Source organism: Allorhizobium sonneratiae (genome assembly GCF_023700755.1).
Classification (GTDB): Bacteria; Pseudomonadota; Alphaproteobacteria; order Rhizobiales; family Rhizobiaceae; genus Allorhizobium; species Allorhizobium sonneratiae.
The window spans coordinates 172873-190049 of the sequence record NZ_JAMKOJ010000005.1 but is presented as its reverse complement, the minus strand read 5'-3'; the positions used below and the strand labels follow the sequence as shown (position 1 = coordinate 190049).

Annotated in this window: 13 protein-coding genes; 11 read left to right on the top strand and 2 right to left on the bottom strand. The window is 57.7% G+C overall.

Going from position 1 to position 17177, the window contains the following annotated elements:
- Positions 1-360 precede the first annotated feature (360 nt).
- The 4 genes from NAC44_RS11430 (at position 361) to NAC44_RS11415 (ending at position 7031) form a co-directional block, all read left to right on the top strand.
- Entirely contained in the window at positions 361-1743 is a 1383-nt protein-coding gene (locus tag NAC44_RS11430; protein WP_250940874.1) for a TolC family outer membrane protein, read from the top strand.
- A 278-nt stretch (positions 1744-2021) separates the two neighbouring features.
- The gene (locus tag NAC44_RS11425; RefSeq protein ID WP_250940872.1) at positions 2022-2897 is read left to right on the top strand and encodes a PopZ family protein; all 876 of its coding nucleotides are present in this window, start codon (positions 2022-2024) and stop codon (positions 2895-2897) included.
- Between the two features lie 132 nt (positions 2898-3029).
- Positions 3030-5873: a valine--tRNA ligase gene (locus NAC44_RS11420; protein ID WP_250940870.1), complete on the top strand. Its 2844-nt coding sequence runs from the start codon at positions 3030-3032 to the stop codon at positions 5871-5873.
- 30 nt (positions 5874-5903) lie between these two features.
- Positions 5904-7031: an S-(hydroxymethyl)glutathione dehydrogenase/class III alcohol dehydrogenase gene (locus NAC44_RS11415; protein ID WP_250940868.1), complete on the top strand. Its 1128-nt coding sequence runs from the start codon at positions 5904-5906 to the stop codon at positions 7029-7031.
- A gap of 38 nt (positions 7032-7069) precedes the next feature.
- On the opposite strand, the gene NAC44_RS11410 is transcribed toward NAC44_RS11415, so the two are convergent.
- Complete coding sequence (locus tag NAC44_RS11410; RefSeq protein ID WP_250940867.1) at positions 7070-7429, bottom strand: gamma-butyrobetaine hydroxylase family protein; 360 nt, start codon at positions 7427-7429, stop codon at positions 7070-7072.
- 193 nt (positions 7430-7622) lie between these two features.
- On the opposite strand from NAC44_RS11410, the gene moaA reads away from it, so the two are divergent.
- The 4 genes from moaA (at position 7623) to NAC44_RS11390 (ending at position 11633) form a co-directional block, all read left to right on the top strand.
- Positions 7623-8612, top strand: coding sequence for a GTP 3',8-cyclase MoaA (gene moaA, locus NAC44_RS11405; RefSeq protein WP_274706872.1), 990 nt, complete (start codon positions 7623-7625; stop codon positions 8610-8612).
- 3 nt (positions 8613-8615) lie between these two features.
- On the top strand, positions 8616-9230 hold the full coding sequence (gene mobA / locus NAC44_RS11400; protein WP_250940862.1) for a molybdenum cofactor guanylyltransferase MobA: 615 nt from the start codon (positions 8616-8618) through the stop codon (positions 9228-9230).
- Positions 9227-9745 carry a molybdopterin-guanine dinucleotide biosynthesis protein B gene (gene mobB, locus NAC44_RS11395; RefSeq protein WP_250940860.1) on the top strand — a complete coding sequence of 173 codons (519 nt, stop codon included), beginning with the start codon at positions 9227-9229 and terminating at the stop codon, positions 9743-9745. Before mobA ends, mobB begins: the two co-directional genes overlap by 4 nt.
- 112 nt (positions 9746-9857) lie before the next feature.
- A complete protein-coding gene (locus NAC44_RS11390) occupies positions 9858-11633 on the top strand; it encodes a methyl-accepting chemotaxis protein (protein WP_250940858.1) in 1776 nt (591 codons plus the stop codon).
- Between the two features lie 71 nt (positions 11634-11704).
- On the opposite strand, the gene NAC44_RS11385 is transcribed toward NAC44_RS11390, so the two are convergent.
- Positions 11705-14050 (bottom strand): OmpA family protein, encoded by a 2346-nt coding sequence (locus NAC44_RS11385; RefSeq protein ID WP_250940856.1) that lies wholly within the window; start codon positions 14048-14050, stop codon positions 11705-11707.
- 299 nt (positions 14051-14349) lie between these two features.
- On the opposite strand from NAC44_RS11385, the gene NAC44_RS11380 reads away from it, so the two are divergent.
- From NAC44_RS11380 to NAC44_RS11370, 3 genes are all read left to right on the top strand, one after another.
- Complete coding sequence (locus NAC44_RS11380) at positions 14350-15126, top strand: ABC transporter substrate-binding protein (protein ID WP_250940854.1); 777 nt, start codon at positions 14350-14352, stop codon at positions 15124-15126.
- 152 nt (positions 15127-15278) lie between these two features.
- Complete coding sequence (locus NAC44_RS11375) at positions 15279-16079, top strand: ABC transporter permease (RefSeq protein WP_250940853.1); 801 nt, start codon at positions 15279-15281, stop codon at positions 16077-16079.
- Positions 16079-16909 carry an ABC transporter permease gene (locus NAC44_RS11370; protein ID WP_250940851.1) on the top strand — a complete coding sequence of 277 codons (831 nt, stop codon included), beginning with the start codon at positions 16079-16081 and terminating at the stop codon, positions 16907-16909. Before NAC44_RS11375 ends, NAC44_RS11370 begins: the two co-directional genes overlap by 1 nt.
- Positions 16910-17177 lie beyond the last annotated feature (268 nt).

Sequence of the window (17177 nt, the reverse complement as noted above, 5' to 3'; positions counted from 1 at the left end):
CTGCAGGCTCTTGCTGCCTCGATACGATTATGGATGAAGCCATCCTTCCGTCTTTGAAGAAATCTCTGGATAAAACGCTCACAAAGCCCTTCACCCTTCCATGCAGTGCAAATCATGGCAAGCTTCAGACAAGGTGACTCGTATCATGTCGGGGTAACGGCGGGTGCCAAAGTAATGTCTGTGACGGAGCTGAAAATCACCTGTCAATGGTACTGATGCACCAAAGTCATCCTCGTGTCGTACGGTATGGCTGCTGGTCATGAGAACGAATGTTCTTTGCATGAAGCCGTCATGAAAGACGGAATGTTCGGCTGAACGAGATATGGAGATGGATCCTTGTCAAGCCTTCGCAAAGCGGCCATGGCCGCAGCTATTTTTCCGCTTTTGCTGGTTACCATGCAGGACGGCCATGCCGAAACGATTTTCGGCGCTATGGAAAAAGCCTATAAAAACAATCCCGATCTGAATGCCGCACGTGCAGCCTTGAGGGCATCCGACGAGAATGTCACCATTGCCAAGGCCGGTTTTCGCCCCCAGATCGGCATTAGCGTCAGTGGCACGCAAAGCCATCTCGGCGCCTTCAACGGCTCGGCGATCGGCACCACTCCGGCGAACCAGTTTTCAGAATCCTATTACAAATCGGATGCGCAACTCTCGATCACGCAGATGATTTTCGATGGGTTTCAGACCCTTAATAATGTGCGCTCTTCCGAAGCAGGCGTTCTGTCCAGCCGGGAAAGCATGAAAGCCGACGAAATCCAGACCCTTCTGTCTGCCGCCGAAGCTTATACCAATGTTGCGCGTGACCAGCAGATCGTTGCGCTGCGCCACAAGAATATCGCCTTTCTGCGCGAGCAGCTGAAGGCTGCCAATGCAAGACTCGAGGTTGGTGAAGGGACGAAAACCGATGTCAGCCAGGCTGAAGCCCAGCTGGCCGGTGCGGATGCCCAGCTCGCCTCTGCCGTTGCCCAGCTCAAACAGAGCGAAGCCACCTATATCCAGATCGTCGGCGACACGCCTAAGGATATCCGCCAGCCTGTGCGGGCCCGCAAATCCATGCCGGCCAGCATGGACTCGGCCATTGCCGAAGGCATGCAGAACCATCCCAGCATTCTGGCAGCCATGCATGATGTCGATCAGGCACACTACCAGGTGAAATATGCCGAAGGCAGCCTGCTGCCGGGCGTTTCGATCCAGGGCGGTCTTGATCGTCACCTCACCAACAATCCGAGCGAAAGCACCGACCGGGATTATTCGGCTGCAACGATCATGGCGGAGGTGAAGATTCCGATTTATCAAGGCGGCGCAGAATATGGCAAGATCCGTAAGGCCAAGGAAAATGTCGGCGCCCAGGAATTGAAGGTCGATTCGGCCCGCCTCAGCGTGCGCAAGCAGATCATGACGGCCTATGCACAGATGCAGGCGGCAACGGCTGCCATCAGCGCCGACGGCAAGCAGGTCTCGGCAGCAAAACTGGCCCTTCAGGGCGTTATCGAAGAACGCAATGTCGGTCAGAAAACCACGCTTGATGTTTTGAACGCCCAGCAGACTGTTTTGCAGGCCCAGGAAAATCTGGTGACGGCAGAAGCAAATGAAGTCGTTGCCAGCTATTCAGTTTTGGCCGCGTCCGGGCGGCTGACGATCAAGAGCCAGGATCTGCAGGTTGCTGCCTATGATCCGGTAGCCCATTACAATGCGGTTGAGGACAAATGGTTTGGCCTCAGAACGGTGACAAGCAAGTAAACCGCTGATATCCAACAAGAGAAGGTGCGCATCCGGACGGTGCGCACTTTTCTGCTTTCAAAACCATGTGACAAAAACTGTGTATGGCTAGTTTCATCCGAATTCAGATGATTTCCTATGTGGGTAGCTTATTCTAAAGTAAGGCGAATCGGTGGCAGATCCTGACGGATCGAAAAGGATTTTGAATACTGGCCGCCGGAACGAACAGATGAAAGCACCGAAGATTTCACGCATCTGCGCGGAATTGACGAAACTTCAAAGCACACACGGGGAGTGGCATGGCCCAGCCGAATGTATCGCGTGAACCGTCGATGGAGGAAATTCTGGCGTCGATCCGGCGGATCATCGAAAGCAATGAGCCGCCACCCGCCCTTGGTTCTGACAGTTATGACGATCGCGGTTCGGATCTGGCCTTCGACCGTAACGGTTATGAGGCAAGCGCATCTGAGATGGAACTGCCGGTTCCCGCCAACCAGCCCGGACCATCGCGCCTTGATTATGCTGCACGGATGGAGGCTGCCACTCCTGCCGACGCAAGCTCGCATCCGGAAAGCGAACATCGGCTGAACGATCAGGCAGACCGCGGCACCCCGCGTCAGGTGTCGCTTGCCGATCTCGCTGCGCGCGTGCGCAATGCCAACCATGTTGACGATAAAGCAGGACAGTCCGAGAGAGAGGTGTATGAGCCGGCGCGTGCGTTCAGCCCTCCCGAGCCTGCCGCCCCTGCTCCGGCATCGTCTGTTACTCTGGCATCATCGCCGTTTTCATCCCCTTTCGGCTCTCCCTCCCGCCCGCTGGAAAAAGCCGCTGTCGTTTTTCCAGCGCAGGAAGAACAACACACATCCCACCGCCATCCTGCCGTCACGAATGCTGAACCAGCTCAGCACCAGCAGGAGATCGCCCATGTTTCGCAAGAACAGGTGAAGACAGAAACCTCAAACCTTCTCTCCACACAGGCGGGCGCACAGGTGGCCCGTTCGTTTGAAGAGCTTGCCGCCGCTGTCGATGGCCAGCAGCGCCGCTCGCTCGACGAAATTGCGCAGGACATGCTGCGGCCGATGCTGCAGGAATGGCTTGACGACAATCTGCCGACGCTGGTCGAGCGCCTCGTACGCGAGGAAATCGAACGGATTGCCCGCGGTTCACGCCGATAAGCACACTTTTTTGTCTGCTCCAAAAGCCGTGCGGCCTACCCTGCGCGGCTTTCTGCTGTCATTATCCTTGACTCTCCGGGAGGGGTCGGCTTTACACGGAAGCTTGTTTATTCATCAGAGTCTGGCCAAAAAATGCTCGAAAAGACCTACGATTCCGCAAGTGTCGAACCGAAAATCGCCAAGGCCTGGGATGACGCGAATGCCTTTCGCGCCGGGGCCAACGCCAAGCCGGGTGCGGACAGCTTCACCATCGTCATCCCGCCGCCGAATGTGACCGGCTCCCTGCATATGGGCCATGCGCTGAACAACACGTTGCAGGACATCATGGTGCGTTTCGAGCGCATGCGCGGCAAGGATGTGCTGTGGCAGCCGGGCATGGACCATGCGGGCATCGCCACGCAAATGGTGGTCGAGCGCAAGCTGATGGAAAACCAGCAGCCCAGCCGCCGCGAGATGGGCCGCGAAGCCTTTATCGACAGGGTCTGGGAATGGAAGGACGAATCCGGCGGCATGATCTTTCAGCAGTTGAAGCGTCTCGGCGCCTCCTGTGACTGGTCGCGCGAGCGTTTCACCATGGATGAGGGCCTGTCCAAGGCCGTGCTTGAGGTTTTCGTCACCCTCTACAAGGACGGGCTGATCTACAAGGACAAGCGGCTGGTCAACTGGGACCCGAAGCTGTTGACGGCGATTTCCGATCTGGAGGTCGAGCAGCATGAGGTCAATGGCAATCTCTGGCATCTGCGATATCCGCTGGAAAAGGGCGTCACCTATCAGCATCCCGTCGCCTTTGATGAGGACGGCAATGCGACAGAATGGGAGACCCGCGATTATCTCGTGGTCGCCACAACGCGCCCGGAAACCATGCTGGGCGATACCGGGGTGGCCGTTCACCCCGACGATGCGCGCTACAAGGACATTATCGGCAAGCATGTGATCCTGCCGATCGTCGGTCGCAAAATCCCGATCGTTGCCGATACTTATCCCGATCCGACGGCCGGAACTGGCGCGGTCAAGATGACACCCGCCCATGACTTCAACGATTTTGAGGTGGGCAAGCGCGCTGGCCTCAGAATGATCAACATCCTCAATGTCGATGCGACCGTGACCGTTATCGACAATGAGGATTTCCTCGAAGGTTTGCAGCCGAGCCGCGAGCAGGAAGAAATCTGGAAATCGCTCGAAGGTCAGGACCGCTTCTTCGTCCGCAAGAAAATCGTCGAGATTTTCGAGGCCGAAGGTCTTCTCGATAAGATCGAGCCGCACAAGCATATGGTGCCGCATGGCGACCGTGGCGGCGTGCCGATCGAGCCGCGCCTGACCGAGCAATGGTATGTCGATGCCAAGACGCTGGCTGAGCCTGCCATTGCCAGCGTGCGCGAAGGCCGCACCAAATTCGTGCCGAAAAACTGGGAAAAGACCTATTACGAATGGATGGAAAACATCCAGCCCTGGTGCGTGTCGCGCCAGCTCTGGTGGGGCCATCAGATTCCCGCCTGGTATGGACCGGACGGTCAGGTCTTTGTCGAGAAAACCGAGGAAGAGGCGCTGGACGCCGCTGTTCAGCATTATCTTGCCCATGAAGGCCCGTGGAAGGCTTATGTTCAGGAAAAGCTGGAAAACTTCAAACCGGGCGAAATCCTGACCCGCGACGAGGATGTGCTCGACACCTGGTTCTCTTCGGCGCTCTGGCCCTTCTCGACGCTTGGCTGGCCGGACAAGACGCCGGAAGTGGCGCGCTATTATCCGACCAATGTGCTGGTCACCGGCTTCGATATCATTTTCTTCTGGGTTGCCCGGATGATGATGATGAGCCTCTATTTCATGAAGGATGAGAACGGCAATCCGGTCGAGCCCTTCGAGACCGTTTATGTTCACGCGCTGGTGCGCGACAAGAACGGTCAGAAAATGTCGAAATCCAAGGGCAATGTCATCGACCCGCTGGAACTGATCGACGAATATGGCGCCGATGCGCTTCGCTTCACGCTTGCCATCATGGCGGCGCAGGGACGCGATGTGAAGCTCGACCCGGCCCGCATTGCCGGTTACCGCAATTTCGGCACCAAGCTGTGGAACGCCACCCGCTTTGCCGATATGAACGGGGCAAAGCTCGATCCGCATTTCCTGCCGGAAACCACGACGCTGGCCGTCAATCGCTGGATCTTAACCGAACTGACCCGCACGGCAGACGAAGTCACGGAGGCCATCGAAGGCTTCCGCTTCAACGATGCAGCAGGCAGCCTCTACCGCTTTGTCTGGAACCAGTTCTGCGACTGGTATCTGGAACTGTTGAAGCCTGTCTTCTCCGGCACGGATGAGACGGCCAAGGCAGAAGCGCAGGCCTGCGCGGCCTATGTTCTGGAAGAAACCTACAAGCTTCTGCATCCCTTCATGCCGTTCATGACCGAGGAATTGTGGGTTCACACCGCAGGCGTAAACGCAAAGCGCGACAGCCTGCTCTGCCACACCGACTGGCCGCAGCCTGATTTTTCCGATGCGGTTGCCGCAGCCGATATCAACTGGCTGATCGATCTCGTCAGCGGCATTCGCTCTGCGCGCGCAGAAATGAACGTGCCGCCCGGCGCTGTCGCTCCGCTGGTCGTTGTCGGAGCCAATGGTGTCACCCGCACCCGGTTTGAAAGCCATGAGGCAGCGATCAAGCGGCTTGCCCGCATCGAAACCGTGGCGTTTGCTGCGGACGCCCCCAAGGGCTCGGCACAGGTGGTGATTGGCGAGGCCACGGCCTGCCTGCCGCTCGGTTCGCTGATCGATATCGCTGCCGAAACGGCGCGGCTGGAAAAAGCCATCGCCAAGGCCGAGCAGGAGATGAGCAAGGTTGCCTCGAAGCTCGCCAATGAGCGCTTCATCGCCAATGCCAATCCGGAGGTGGTGGAGGCCGAGCGTGAACGGTTCAACGAGCTGGAAATCCAGATCGCCGGCCTTAAAACCGCGATGAAACGGCTGAAGGAAGCCGCCTGATCCGTTCAAAGAACACAAGGAGGAAGACCCATGGATGTCCGCGCCGCCGTCGCCACCCAGGCTGGCAAACCGCTCGAAATCATGACTGTGCAGCTGGAAGGTCCGCGTGCCGGTGAAGTTCTGGTTGAAGTAAAGGCTACAGGCCTTTGCCATACCGACGATTTCACGCTTTCGGGTGCCGATCCGGAAGGGTTGTTTCCTGCCATTCTCGGCCACGAGGGTGCGGGGATTGTCGTCGATGTCGGCCCCGGTGTGACCTCGGTGAAGAAGGGCGATCATGTCATTCCGCTTTATACGCCGGAATGCCGGGAATGCCCCTCCTGTCTTTCACGCAAGACCAATCTGTGCACCGCCATCCGCTCCACCCAGGGTCAGGGGCTGATGCCGGACGGCACCAGCCGCTTTTCCATCGGCAAGGATAAGATCCATCACTATATGGGCTGCTCCACCTTCGCCAACTATACGGTCCTGCCGGAAATTGCCGTGGCCAAGGTTAATCCGGACGCGCCCTTCGACAAGATCTGCTATATCGGCTGCGGTGTGACGACCGGCATTGGCGCCGTGATCAACACCGCCAAGGTGGAAGTGGGCGCAACGGCAATCGTCTTCGGTCTTGGCGGCATCGGCCTCAATGTCATTCAGGGCCTGAGGCTTGCAGGCGCCGACATGATCATCGGCGTCGATCTCAACAATTCCAAGAAGGAATGGGGCGAGCGCTTCGGCATGACCCATTTCGTCAACCCGTCAGAAGTGGGCGAGGATCTCGTACCCTATCTCGTCAACATGACCAAGCGCGGGGCTGACCAGATCGGCGGCGCGGATTACACCTTCGATTGCACCGGCAATACCCGCGTCATGCGTCAGGCGCTGGAAGCCTCGCATCGCGGCTGGGGCAAATCCGTCGTCATCGGCGTTGCCGGTGCGGGGCAGGAAATCTCCACCCGCCCCTTCCAGCTCGTCACCGGCCGCACCTGGATGGGTACCGCCTTTGGTGGCGCGCGCGGGCGCACCGACGTGCCGAAAATTGTCGACTGGTACATGGACGGCAAGATCGAAATCGACCCGATGATCACGCATACCATGCCGCTTGAAGACATCAACAAGGGGTTCGAGCTGATGCATTCGGGTGAAAGCATCCGCTCGGTGGTGATCTACTGAGAATGCATTCGGGCGGCATCACTGCCGCCCGCTTCATATCAATCGCGGCTCAGGCCCTTGGCGGCCAGTTCTGCCTCGTATTCGGCAAATTTTTCCAGCCCCTTGTGGCCCAGTTCATAAAGATAGGTCCAGGTGAAAATGCCGCTGTCATGGCCATCGGAAAAGGCAATCCGCACAGCGTAATTGCCGGTGGCGACCATATTGGCAATGGTGACATTGCGTTTTCCCGGTACCGTCACCTTCTGCCCCGGACCATGACCCTGCACCTCGGCGGAGGGCGACAGAACCCTGAGCATTTCGGCAGGCAGCACAACGCTTTCGCCATTGTCGAAGACAACCGTCAGGCTGCGCCGATCCTTCGACACCTTCAATTCGCTCGGCCAGGGTTGATCGGTCATCATGGATCCTTTCATCATCATTTGCGCCTGATCTATCATTGCCCTTGACGCCACGGCAAGGGCTTGCCAAATCTGGGTTGCAAGCCATATCTGACAGATGTGAAAAATACAGGCGCGATACCGGGAGGAATGCGTGGATTACCCCTCCGGCTCTCAGGGCAGAGCCGCACCGCTTCAGGCGGAAAACGCCTCCATGATCGATCCCTTCGGTCGCGCCGTCACCTATCTCAGGGTGTCGGTGACGGATCGCTGCGATTTTCGCTGCACCTATTGCATGGCGGAAAACATGACCTTCCTGCCGAAGAAGGATCTTTTGACGCTGGAGGAACTGGATCGCCTCTCCAGCGCCTTCATTGCCAAAGGCGTGCGCAAATTGCGCCTGACCGGCGGCGAGCCGCTGGTGCGCAAGAATATCCTGCATCTCATCCGTTCGCTGTCACGCCACCTTAAATCCGGTGCGCTCGACGAATTGACGCTGACCACCAATGGCTCGCAGCTTGGCCGCTATGCGGCGGAGCTTGCCGATTGCGGGGTGAAACGCATCAATGTCTCGCTCGACACGCTTGAGGCGGACAAATTCCGCCAGATCACCCGCTGGGGCGAGCTTCAACCCGTGCTGGATGGCATCAAGGCAGCGCAGGCGGCGGGCATCCGCATCAAGCTCAATGCTGTGGCGTTGAAAGGCATCAACGAGGATGAAATCGCGGAGATGATCCGCTTTGCCCATGCGCGCGATATGGATCTGACCCTGATTGAAACCATGCCGATGGGCGAGATCGACGAGGACCGAACCGACCGCTATCTGCCGCTTTCCCTCTTACGTCAAAAGCTTGCGCAGCAGTTCACGCTTGAGGATATCGATCACAGAACCGGCGGTCCGGCCCGCTATATGAAGGTGCGCGAAACAGGCGGCCAACTCGGCTTCATCACACCGCTCACCCATAATTTCTGTGAGAGCTGCAATCGCGTGCGGCTCACCTGCACCGGCACGCTTTACATGTGCCTGGGGCAAAACGATGCGGCGGATCTGCGCGCCGCCCTTCGAGCGAGCCCGGATGATGCGCTTTTGTCCGCCGCCATCGATGAGGCCATCGGGCGCAAGCCGAAGGGACACGACTTCATCATCGACCGAACAACAAACCGGCCTGCCGTACCGCGGCATATGAGTGTGACGGGCGGCTGAGCGATGAAGAGTCCCGGCGTCATTCTGGCGGGCGGGCTATCGCGCCGCATGGGACAGAGCAAGGCGATGACGCTGCTTTGCGGGCGCAGCCTCCTGCAGCATGTTGCCGATATCTTGCTGCCACAGGTGGCCTTGCTGGGGGTTAACAGCAACGATCCCCAGCTTGTCACCACCCTGCCCGTCATTGCCGACCAGATTCCGGGTTTTGTCGGACCGCTGGCGGGGATTGCCGCCGCCATGGGGTTTGCCAGACAGATGAAGCCCGGCGCCAGCCATGTGCTGATTGCCCCTGTCGATACGCCTTTTTTGCCGGCCAATCTTGCTGAGAGGCTGAAACGGGGCGTGGACAGCGTGGACAGCGTGGTTCTGGCCGCATCCGGCGGGCGGGTACATCCGGTCATCGGGCTCTGGCCGCTTTCACTTCAGGCCGAGATTGAGAACTGGCTGGACAAGCCGGAAAACCGCAAGCTGATGGTGTTTCTCGAAAGATGCTCGGTGCAGAACGTCATCTTCCCTGATGTCGAGACAAAGAATGGCCCGCGCGATCCTTTTTTCAATATCAACACGCCAGAAGACAGGCAAAAGGCAGAAGATGCGATGAAAGCGCTATATCCATGACCAGACCGCGGGTTTTTGGCATTTCCGGCTGGAAAAATTCCGGCAAGACCGGACTGACGGTGCGGCTGGTGGGCGAATTGACGGAGCGCGGCTATCGCATTTCCACCATCAAACACGCCCACCACGATTTTGACATCGACAAGCCCGGCACAGACAGTTTTCGCCATCGCGATGGCGGTGCCGCAGAGGTCGCCATTGTTGCGGCAGGACGCTATGCCATATTGCATGAGTTGCGCGGCGAAAGCGAACCCCATCTGGATGAGATTCTCGCCCGCCTTGCACCTTGCGATCTGGTTCTCGTCGAAGGCTATAAACGCGAACAGATCCCGAAAATCGAAACAAGGCGGCTGGACGCGAAAAACCGGGAACCGCTTGCGCCGACCGATCCCTATATTCTTGCCATCGCCGCCGATCACGCGGTGACGTCAGACCTGCCGGTGTTCGACCTTGACGACACCATGGCAATTGCCGATTTCATTATAAGCATCATTGGTTTGCCCTCGCGCAATATCTGACCAGAAAATTGTAAATCTGAGGTAGATAGAGCCACCTTTCGTTATTTCAATAATCCTAATTTAATTTTTTTCGACAAAGCTTGTCCTCCATCCCTGCGGAGGAAAAATAGATATGCTGACGTCTCTTTTTGGTGAAAACGCCGCGGTTTTGAAAGCCCTCAGCCGTTCACAGGCGATCATTTCCTTCAAGCCGGATGGCACCATCATTGAAGCCAACGAGAATTTCTGCAAGGCGCTCGGCTATCGGCCCGAGGACATCATCGGCAAGCATCATCGTATTTTTGTGCCGCCGGAAGACGTTGCATCTCCGGCTTATGCCGAGTTTTGGAAGAAACTGGCCAAGGGCGAGTTCGATCAGCGCCAATATAAGCGGATCAAGAAAGACGGTGAACCGATCTGGATCGAAGCCTCCTATAATCCGGTGATCCAGGGCGGCAAGGTTGTCAAGGTCGTCAAGATCGCAACGGATATCACCGCAGGCAAACGTGAAGCTCTGGACACAAAAGGCAAGATCGATGCCCTGTCGCGCGCGCAGGCAATCATCGAATTCACCCCGGACGGTCAGATTCTCACCGCCAACAAGAATTTCCTCGACGCTCTCGGCTACACGCTGGATGAGATCGTCGGCAAACATCATCGCATGTTTTGCGATGCCGATTTCGTAAAGTCAGCCGAATATGCAAAATTCTGGCCGAGACTGGCTGCCGGGGAATTTTTCAACGATGAATTCAAACGCATCAAAAAAGATGGCAATGCGATTTATATTCAGGCGACCTATAATCCGATCTTCGATGAGGATGGCAAGGTGATCAAGGTCGTCAAATTTGCCACCGACGTTTCGGGCCGTGTGCGCGCCCTTCAGGAGATCGGTGCCGGTCTGGAACGCCTCTCGGATTGCAATATCCGCATTACTATCGACAATCCGTTCGTCCCTGAATTTGAGCATTTGCGACACGATTTCAACGAATCGCTCGCCAAGTTTCAACAAACACTCGAAGAAGTGTTGTCGCAGACGGCAACCTTATCGACAAAAAGCGCCGAGATGAACGATACCGTTTCCGGCGTATCCCAGCGCTCGGAACAGCAGGCCGCAGCACTGGAGGAGGCATCTGCTGCCCTGGAACAGATCACCGTGACCGTACGCGAATCGACCGGGCGCACATCGGCGACCCGTACGCTGGTGCGTGATGCACGCTCGGCTGCAACGCAATCGGTCGCCGTCGTCACCTCCACAGTCGCGGCCATGGACCGCATTGAGGCGGCCTCCCGGGAAATTTCCAGCATTATCGGCGTGATCGATGAGATTGCCTTTCAGACCAATCTTCTGGCGCTGAATGCCGGTGTCGAAGCCGCGCGCGCGGGTGAAGCGGGCAAAGGATTTGCCGTTGTCGCGCAGGAAGTGCGTGAGCTTGCCCAGCGCTCTGCCAAGGCAGCCAAGGAAATTTCCGGTCTGATCGCCAATTCCAGCAAAGAGGTCAAGGAAGGCGTTCGCCTTGTCGGCGAAACAGGTGGCGCTTTGCAGCAGATCGAAACCTTTTTTCAGTCGATCGATCAGAATGTCGAAGCAATCGCGACAGCTGCTTCAGAACAATCGACAAGCCTTGCCGAAATCAATTCCGCCGTCAATTCACTCGACCAGATGACCCAGCAGAATGCCGGCATGGTCAGTGGCATGAGCGCCATTGCCGAGGTGCTGGCAGGCGGCGCAGCCGAACTGGAACATCTGGTGCAACGCTTCAAGCTTAACCGGCGCAAATGGATCCGTGAGCCGGGCTCGGAAGCGGCAAAGCTCGGCCCTGAAAAGCGTGGCTATGGCAAGAACACGATCTATCAGCCTGCCCAGATGACTTCAGGACAGGGCAAGACGGATTACGTCTCCGCCGCCTGACATCGCCCCAAGACAAAGCCCCCGGTCTGATCCGTCAGACCGGGGGCTTCCTGTTGCATAAATACGGTATCTTATTGCTGCTCACTCGTTTCCAGCGGGCGCACCAGCGGCGTGATCCGGCGGATGGTGACGCGGCGGTTTTCCTGCGAAGGACCGTAGGTCAAGACCTTCAGGAACTGCTCGCCATAGCCCTGTGTCACCATGTTTTCCGGCGGAATGCCGTAAACCTGGGTCAGCACATTGGCCACCGCCTCAGCCCGCCGATCGGAAAGCACCAGATTGGATTCCGGCGAACCGACCGCATCGGTATGGCCTTCAATCATGAAGGTTTCGCTTGGATCATCATGCAGGATGCGATTGATCGCGTCGGCGACCCGCTTCAGCGTTCCGGCCTGGTTCATGCTGATATCCCAGCTTCCGGTGGCAAAGGTGATCGTATCGAGATCGATCCGGCGCATCTTGTCGCGGATACGGGCGGAATTTCGCACCTCATCAATAGTATAGACCCGCTCGACCGGCTCGACCGGCGGTTCGTCGAGGAAGTTGTAATAATTCACATTTTCCTGACTGCTGACATCGACGATATACTGGTTGAGCGGTACCATCAGCCGCATAGGCGGCAGTTCCGCGCCCGGATCGCGATAGGTGACCGGCTGGCTGTCATTGGCGTAAAAAAGGTCCGGCGAGAAAAACAGCACATATTCCCGACCCTGCCGATCAATCCGCGAGCGCTGTATGAGCTGGCCATAGCGATTGCGCAGGGTGACGATACGGTCGCCATTGTCCATGATCACAGTCGTACGCACCCGGCCATTGCCAACCTCTTCATAGATCGGCGGTCTGCCAAACTGGGCAAAACGCTGGGTATCATCGCCGCGAATAACGATCTGGCCGCCATAATCCATCACACGGCGGTCATCGTCGAAACTGCGCTCGACGCGGACATCGCGTGGATAATCGAACTGCGGCGGCTGATCGATACGACGGCCATGATCCCTGTCGATCGGCACGATCACCATATCGCGGCGTGGCATATCCTGCCAGAAATCGCGCTGGGCAGCCTGATCGGAAGACGGTACCTGATAGGCTCCCTGACCATAGGCCTGACGGCGAAGACGACGCAATTCGTCATCGCTCATCCCCCGCCGCCAATGCGCATCCTTGTCGCTGTCCAGCACGGGTGCACCGTTTTCGACCGGTAGAATAATGGTCTGATCGGTCTGTTGCGGCTTATCCGCCAGTGCTTTAAGCCGCTGCAGTTCCTGCGGGGTGAAATTCTGCTGCTGCGGCGGCAGCGGCGGACGCATGATCTGGTCAACAGCCTGAGGATTGGGCTGAGGGCCGGGCTTGCCACCAGGCGCTGGCGGCGGCTGACGACGGGTCGCATCCAGCGGCGGCAGCAGCGTTGGACGGTTATTGCCGTGGGCGGCATCGCCGGGTCCGGGAGGTGCCGGAACGGCAGGCGGTTGACCATTGCCCGGAGCTGGCGCCGGAGCAGACGGCGCCCGGTTATTGACTGGCGGCACGGGTGCAGGTTGCGGCGGCGCAGGTTGCGGCGGGAGAGGCGGACGGCCCTGCTCTGCAGGTCGCCCGTCCGGTTTGCGCTGATCCGGGCGTGTCTGATCCCTCTGCAGAGCTGGTGCACCCGGCGGCGGGGCGGCAGGCCGGATGTTTCCCGGTTGTTGCGGTGCAGGTTTCGGTTCACCCGGCTGCGCATGCGGCGGCTCTGCAGGAGCGGGCCTGCCTTCTGCCTTGCCCGGTACTGGCTTTTGCGGTTCGGGCGCAGCTTTACCGGGTTCCGGGCGTGGCGGCTCGGCGCGCGGTGGCTGTGGCGCAGGCTGTGCTGGCTTATGCTCTTCGGCCTTTGGTGGCTCGGGACGCGGCTCCTGCGCTTGTGGCTTATGCTCAGCCGGTGGCGCTGCTGGCGGCGCTTTCATGTCCATATGCGGCTGAGCAGCAGGTTTGCGCTCCTCGGCTTTGGGTGGCTCGGGCGCTTTCGGTGGCATAGCCGCAGGCTGTTCGTGATGCTGTGGCGCCTGCGGGCGCGGCGGCTCCGGTGCCCGGGGCGGCGCTGGCGGCGGGGCGGGTTTATGTTCCTCGGCTCTGGGTGGCTCCGGCGCATGGGCGGGCGCCTCATGATGCTGCTGCGGCTCAGGGCGCGGCGGCTCCGGCGGCCTCTTCTGCTCCTGATGGTTTTTCTGCTCTTCCTGTTTGCGCTTCAGCAGTTCTTCCGGCGTCGGACCGGCCTGCGCCACCTCGACCCCTGATGAAGGCACAGAAGGCGCTCCGAAACCATCCAGCGCTGTTCCGGAGCGAAGGACCGAAACCGTTGCGGATTGAGACGCAAAGGCTGACGGCGCGGCAAAACCGGCCATTGCCAGCAAAAGAGCAGCAGAAAGCTTGCTATATCCTGCCATGAATTTTTCCTCACTGGAGAGGCTGTGCCTCATTCTTATTCACTTCAAACTGCAGCGGCCCTGCATGAACCGTATCACCCGATTCCGGACACAATTAAACAGCACCTCGACGATGATGCCGGGACACTGAACCGTGCGTGAATGACATATTCATTGGGGAATTGGCGGAGAAGGCCACATTGATGGTTGCAATCACCATAAAAACGCGCAATCTCAAGGATTGTTCCGGTCATAGGAAAACAACGCCGGAACAGCTGCCGAAGGCAAAGGCTCTTTTGGCAACCAACAGAGAGGATCTCATGTCTATGTCCATTCGCACTCTGGCCGCTGCATCGATTGCCGTCTTTTCACTGATTTGCGGCAATGCCATGGCACAGGAAAAAATCGTCATCGGCACGGAAGGTGCTTATCCGCCCTTCAACGAATTGAAGCCAGACGGCACGCTTGTCGGCTTCGATATCGATATCGGCAAAGCACTCTGCGACGAAATGAAAGTGACCTGCACCTTCGTGACCAATGACTGGGATGGCATGATTCCTGCTCTTCAGGCAAAAAAATTCGACGCGATCATCGCATCCATGTCGATCACGCCGGAGCGCAAGGAAAAGGTCGCCTTCTCGAAGAAATATTACAACACCCCGCCTGCCGTTGCCGTGCCGAAGGATTCGCCAATCAAGTCGATTGCCGATCTGAAGGGCAAGACCATCGGCGCCCAGGCCTCCACCACCCACGCTAATTATGTGGAAAAGCACTTCCCCGATTCGACAGAAAAGCTTTACCCGACCGCGGATGAATACAAGCTGGACCTCTCGAACGGTCGCCTGGATGCCGTTGTAGACGATATTGTCGTTTTGACCCAATGGGTTAAGAGCGATGCTGGCTCTTGCTGCAAGATCATGACCGCACTGCCGATCGATGTTGCCATCAACGGCGAAGGTGCAGGCATTGCCGTGCGCAAGGACGATCAGGCGCTGGCCGACCGCTTTACCAAGGCCATTGCCGCCATCCGCGCCAATGGCACCTATCAGAAGATCAACGCCAAGTATTTCGACTTCGACGTTTACGGCGGCAATTGATTTTCATCCTGCTTGCCTCATAAAGGGATAAAGACATTGTTCCGGAGTGTTCAGCGCTCCGGAACTTTATGGAATGGTGGGCAGCAGTTTTGGTCTCACACCATTCTTCTGCAAGGCAAATGCGGCACAAGACCGCAAGGGGATAGGGCTGAATGAGCGGATTGTTTTCCGCAATCAGTGTCGCGTGGACAGACGTTGCGACGCTTTTTGATCCATTTTGCGGGCCTGTCGGCGTTTTCCGGCTTTTTGCGCAGGGCACAAGACTTTCCTGCAGCGACACCGGCTGGGGCGGTCCGATTGCTTCCGGCTTCAAGGTGACGATGACGCTGGCGATCGCGACGCTGCCGGTCGGCCTGATCATCGGTTTTCTGGTGGCTCTGGCCGCTCAAAGCAAAGATCGCATGCTGCAGCGCGCCGCCGGTATCTACACCACGATCTTTCGTGGTCTGCCGGAACTTCTTACCCTGTTCATCATCTATTACGGCCTGCAAATTGCGGTTCAATCGGCTCTTTCTGCCATCGGTTTTCACGATCGCATCGAGATTGATGCGTTTTTTGCCGGCATGATCGCGCTTTCCGTGGTGTTTTCCTCCTATTGTTCGGAGGTGCTGCAATCGGCCTTCAAGGCCATTCCGCAAGGGCAATATGAAGCGGGCCATGCCATCGGCCTTTCGGGGACGAAAACCATGCTTCTCGTCATCCTGCCGCAATTGATCCGGATTGCACTTCCGGGCCTGGTCAATCTGTGGATGAATCTTCTGAAGGATACGGCGCTGGTCTCGGTCATCGGCCTTTCCGACATCATCCGTCAGACCAGCATCGCCGCGCGGGTGACGCGGGAGGCATTTCAGTTTTATCTTCTGGCCTGTGCGCTTTATCTGGTGCTCGCCGTTTTATCTTCCATTGCTATCGGCGTAATTGATCGCCGCACCAAACGCGCCGGAGCCAGATGATGACGATTGCCAGCGATCTCATTCCGCCCCGCCCTGCCCCGCCTGCTGGTCCGCAGCGGCTGACAGCCTCGCGCATCACCGGCTATGCGCTGCTGACGCTCTGGGCGTTGCTTGGCATTGGCCTCATTTCGATGATGGTCCTGAACTGGGAACAGGATAAATTCGTCAAATATGGCCCGCGTTTTCTCTCCGGGCTTTGGACCACGATTGCACTGGTCAGCGTTTCCATCTGCTGCGGTGCGCTTTTATCGCTTCCTGTCTGCCTTGGGCGCATGGCCAACAACCGTGTCGCCAATATCTTGTCCTATATCTATGTCTATATCTTCCGGGGAACACCGCTTCTGGCGCAGGTCTTCCTGATCTATTACGGCATTGGCGAATTCCGCCCCTTTCTGCAATCCATTGACCTTTGGTGGTTCTTCCGTGAGGCCTGGTATTGCGGGCTGCTGGCGCTCAGCCTCAACACCTCGGCCTATCAGGCGGAAATCCTGCGCGGCGCCATTTTGAGCGTCGCCAAGGGCCAGCGCGAGGCGGCAACAGCGCTGGCACTGTCCAAAACTGTCACCTTCCGCAAGATCATCCTGCCGCAGGCGCTGATCGTGGCGCTGCGGCCTTACGGCAATGAAATCATCCTGATGGTCAAGGGCTCTGCCGTCGTTTCGATCATCACCGTCTTCGATCTGATGGGCGAGACCCGTTACGCCTTTTCCCGCACCTTCGATTACCAGACCTATCTCTGGGCGGCGATTTTCTATCTCGCCATCGTCGAGGCACTGCGCCATAGCTGGGCCGCGATCGAAAAACGGCTGACCCGGCATCTGAAGCGGTAAAGCATCAGACCGATCAGTGTGAAGCGGTTTTCGGGCAATGTGATGCACCATAAAAATCTCTGGCAGCACTCTTCGAAGAACACTGCTAACAAACTGATATTCATCAGATTTTTTTGAATATGACAGTTTTGTTAAGCCTCGCTTAAGCCATCAATGGAACCATGCTGAACAAGGGTTATTCAACCTGAGGGAAGCGGTGGTTGCTGTTTTCTTCCGCTATCCCGAACGCCCCGCCGCCTGGCAGGATGCATAAAAGAGTGGGAATAGC

What these genes read in the sequence shown, in the direction of transcription:
- NAC44_RS11430 (WP_250940874.1), top strand. Translation starts at nt 361, where the DNA reads ATGGCCGCAGCTATTTTTCCGCTTTTGCTGGTTACCATGCAGGACGGC.
- NAC44_RS11425 (WP_250940872.1), top strand. Translation starts at nt 2,022, where the DNA reads ATGGCCCAGCCGAATGTATCGCGTGAACCGTCGATGGAGGAAATTCTG.
- NAC44_RS11420 (WP_250940870.1), top strand. Translation starts at nt 3,030, where the DNA reads ATGCTCGAAAAGACCTACGATTCCGCAAGTGTCGAACCGAAAATCGCC.
- NAC44_RS11415 (WP_250940868.1), top strand. Translation starts at nt 5,904, where the DNA reads ATGGATGTCCGCGCCGCCGTCGCCACCCAGGCTGGCAAACCGCTCGAA.
- NAC44_RS11410 (WP_250940867.1), bottom strand. Translation starts at nt 7,429, where the DNA reads ATGACCGATCAACCCTGGCCGAGCGAATTGAAGGTGTCGAAGGATCGG.
- moaA (WP_274706872.1), top strand. Translation starts at nt 7,623, where the DNA reads ATGATCGATCCCTTCGGTCGCGCCGTCACCTATCTCAGGGTGTCGGTG.
- mobA (WP_250940862.1), top strand. Translation starts at nt 8,616, where the DNA reads ATGAAGAGTCCCGGCGTCATTCTGGCGGGCGGGCTATCGCGCCGCATG.
- mobB (WP_250940860.1), top strand. Translation starts at nt 9,227, where the DNA reads ATGACCAGACCGCGGGTTTTTGGCATTTCCGGCTGGAAAAATTCCGGC.
- NAC44_RS11390 (WP_250940858.1), top strand. Translation starts at nt 9,858, where the DNA reads ATGCTGACGTCTCTTTTTGGTGAAAACGCCGCGGTTTTGAAAGCCCTC.
- NAC44_RS11385 (WP_250940856.1), bottom strand. Translation starts at nt 14,050, where the DNA reads ATGGCAGGATATAGCAAGCTTTCTGCTGCTCTTTTGCTGGCAATGGCC.
- NAC44_RS11380 (WP_250940854.1), top strand. Translation starts at nt 14,350, where the DNA reads ATGTCTATGTCCATTCGCACTCTGGCCGCTGCATCGATTGCCGTCTTT.
- NAC44_RS11375 (WP_250940853.1), top strand. Translation starts at nt 15,279, where the DNA reads ATGAGCGGATTGTTTTCCGCAATCAGTGTCGCGTGGACAGACGTTGCG.
- NAC44_RS11370 (WP_250940851.1), top strand. Translation starts at nt 16,079, where the DNA reads ATGACGATTGCCAGCGATCTCATTCCGCCCCGCCCTGCCCCGCCTGCT.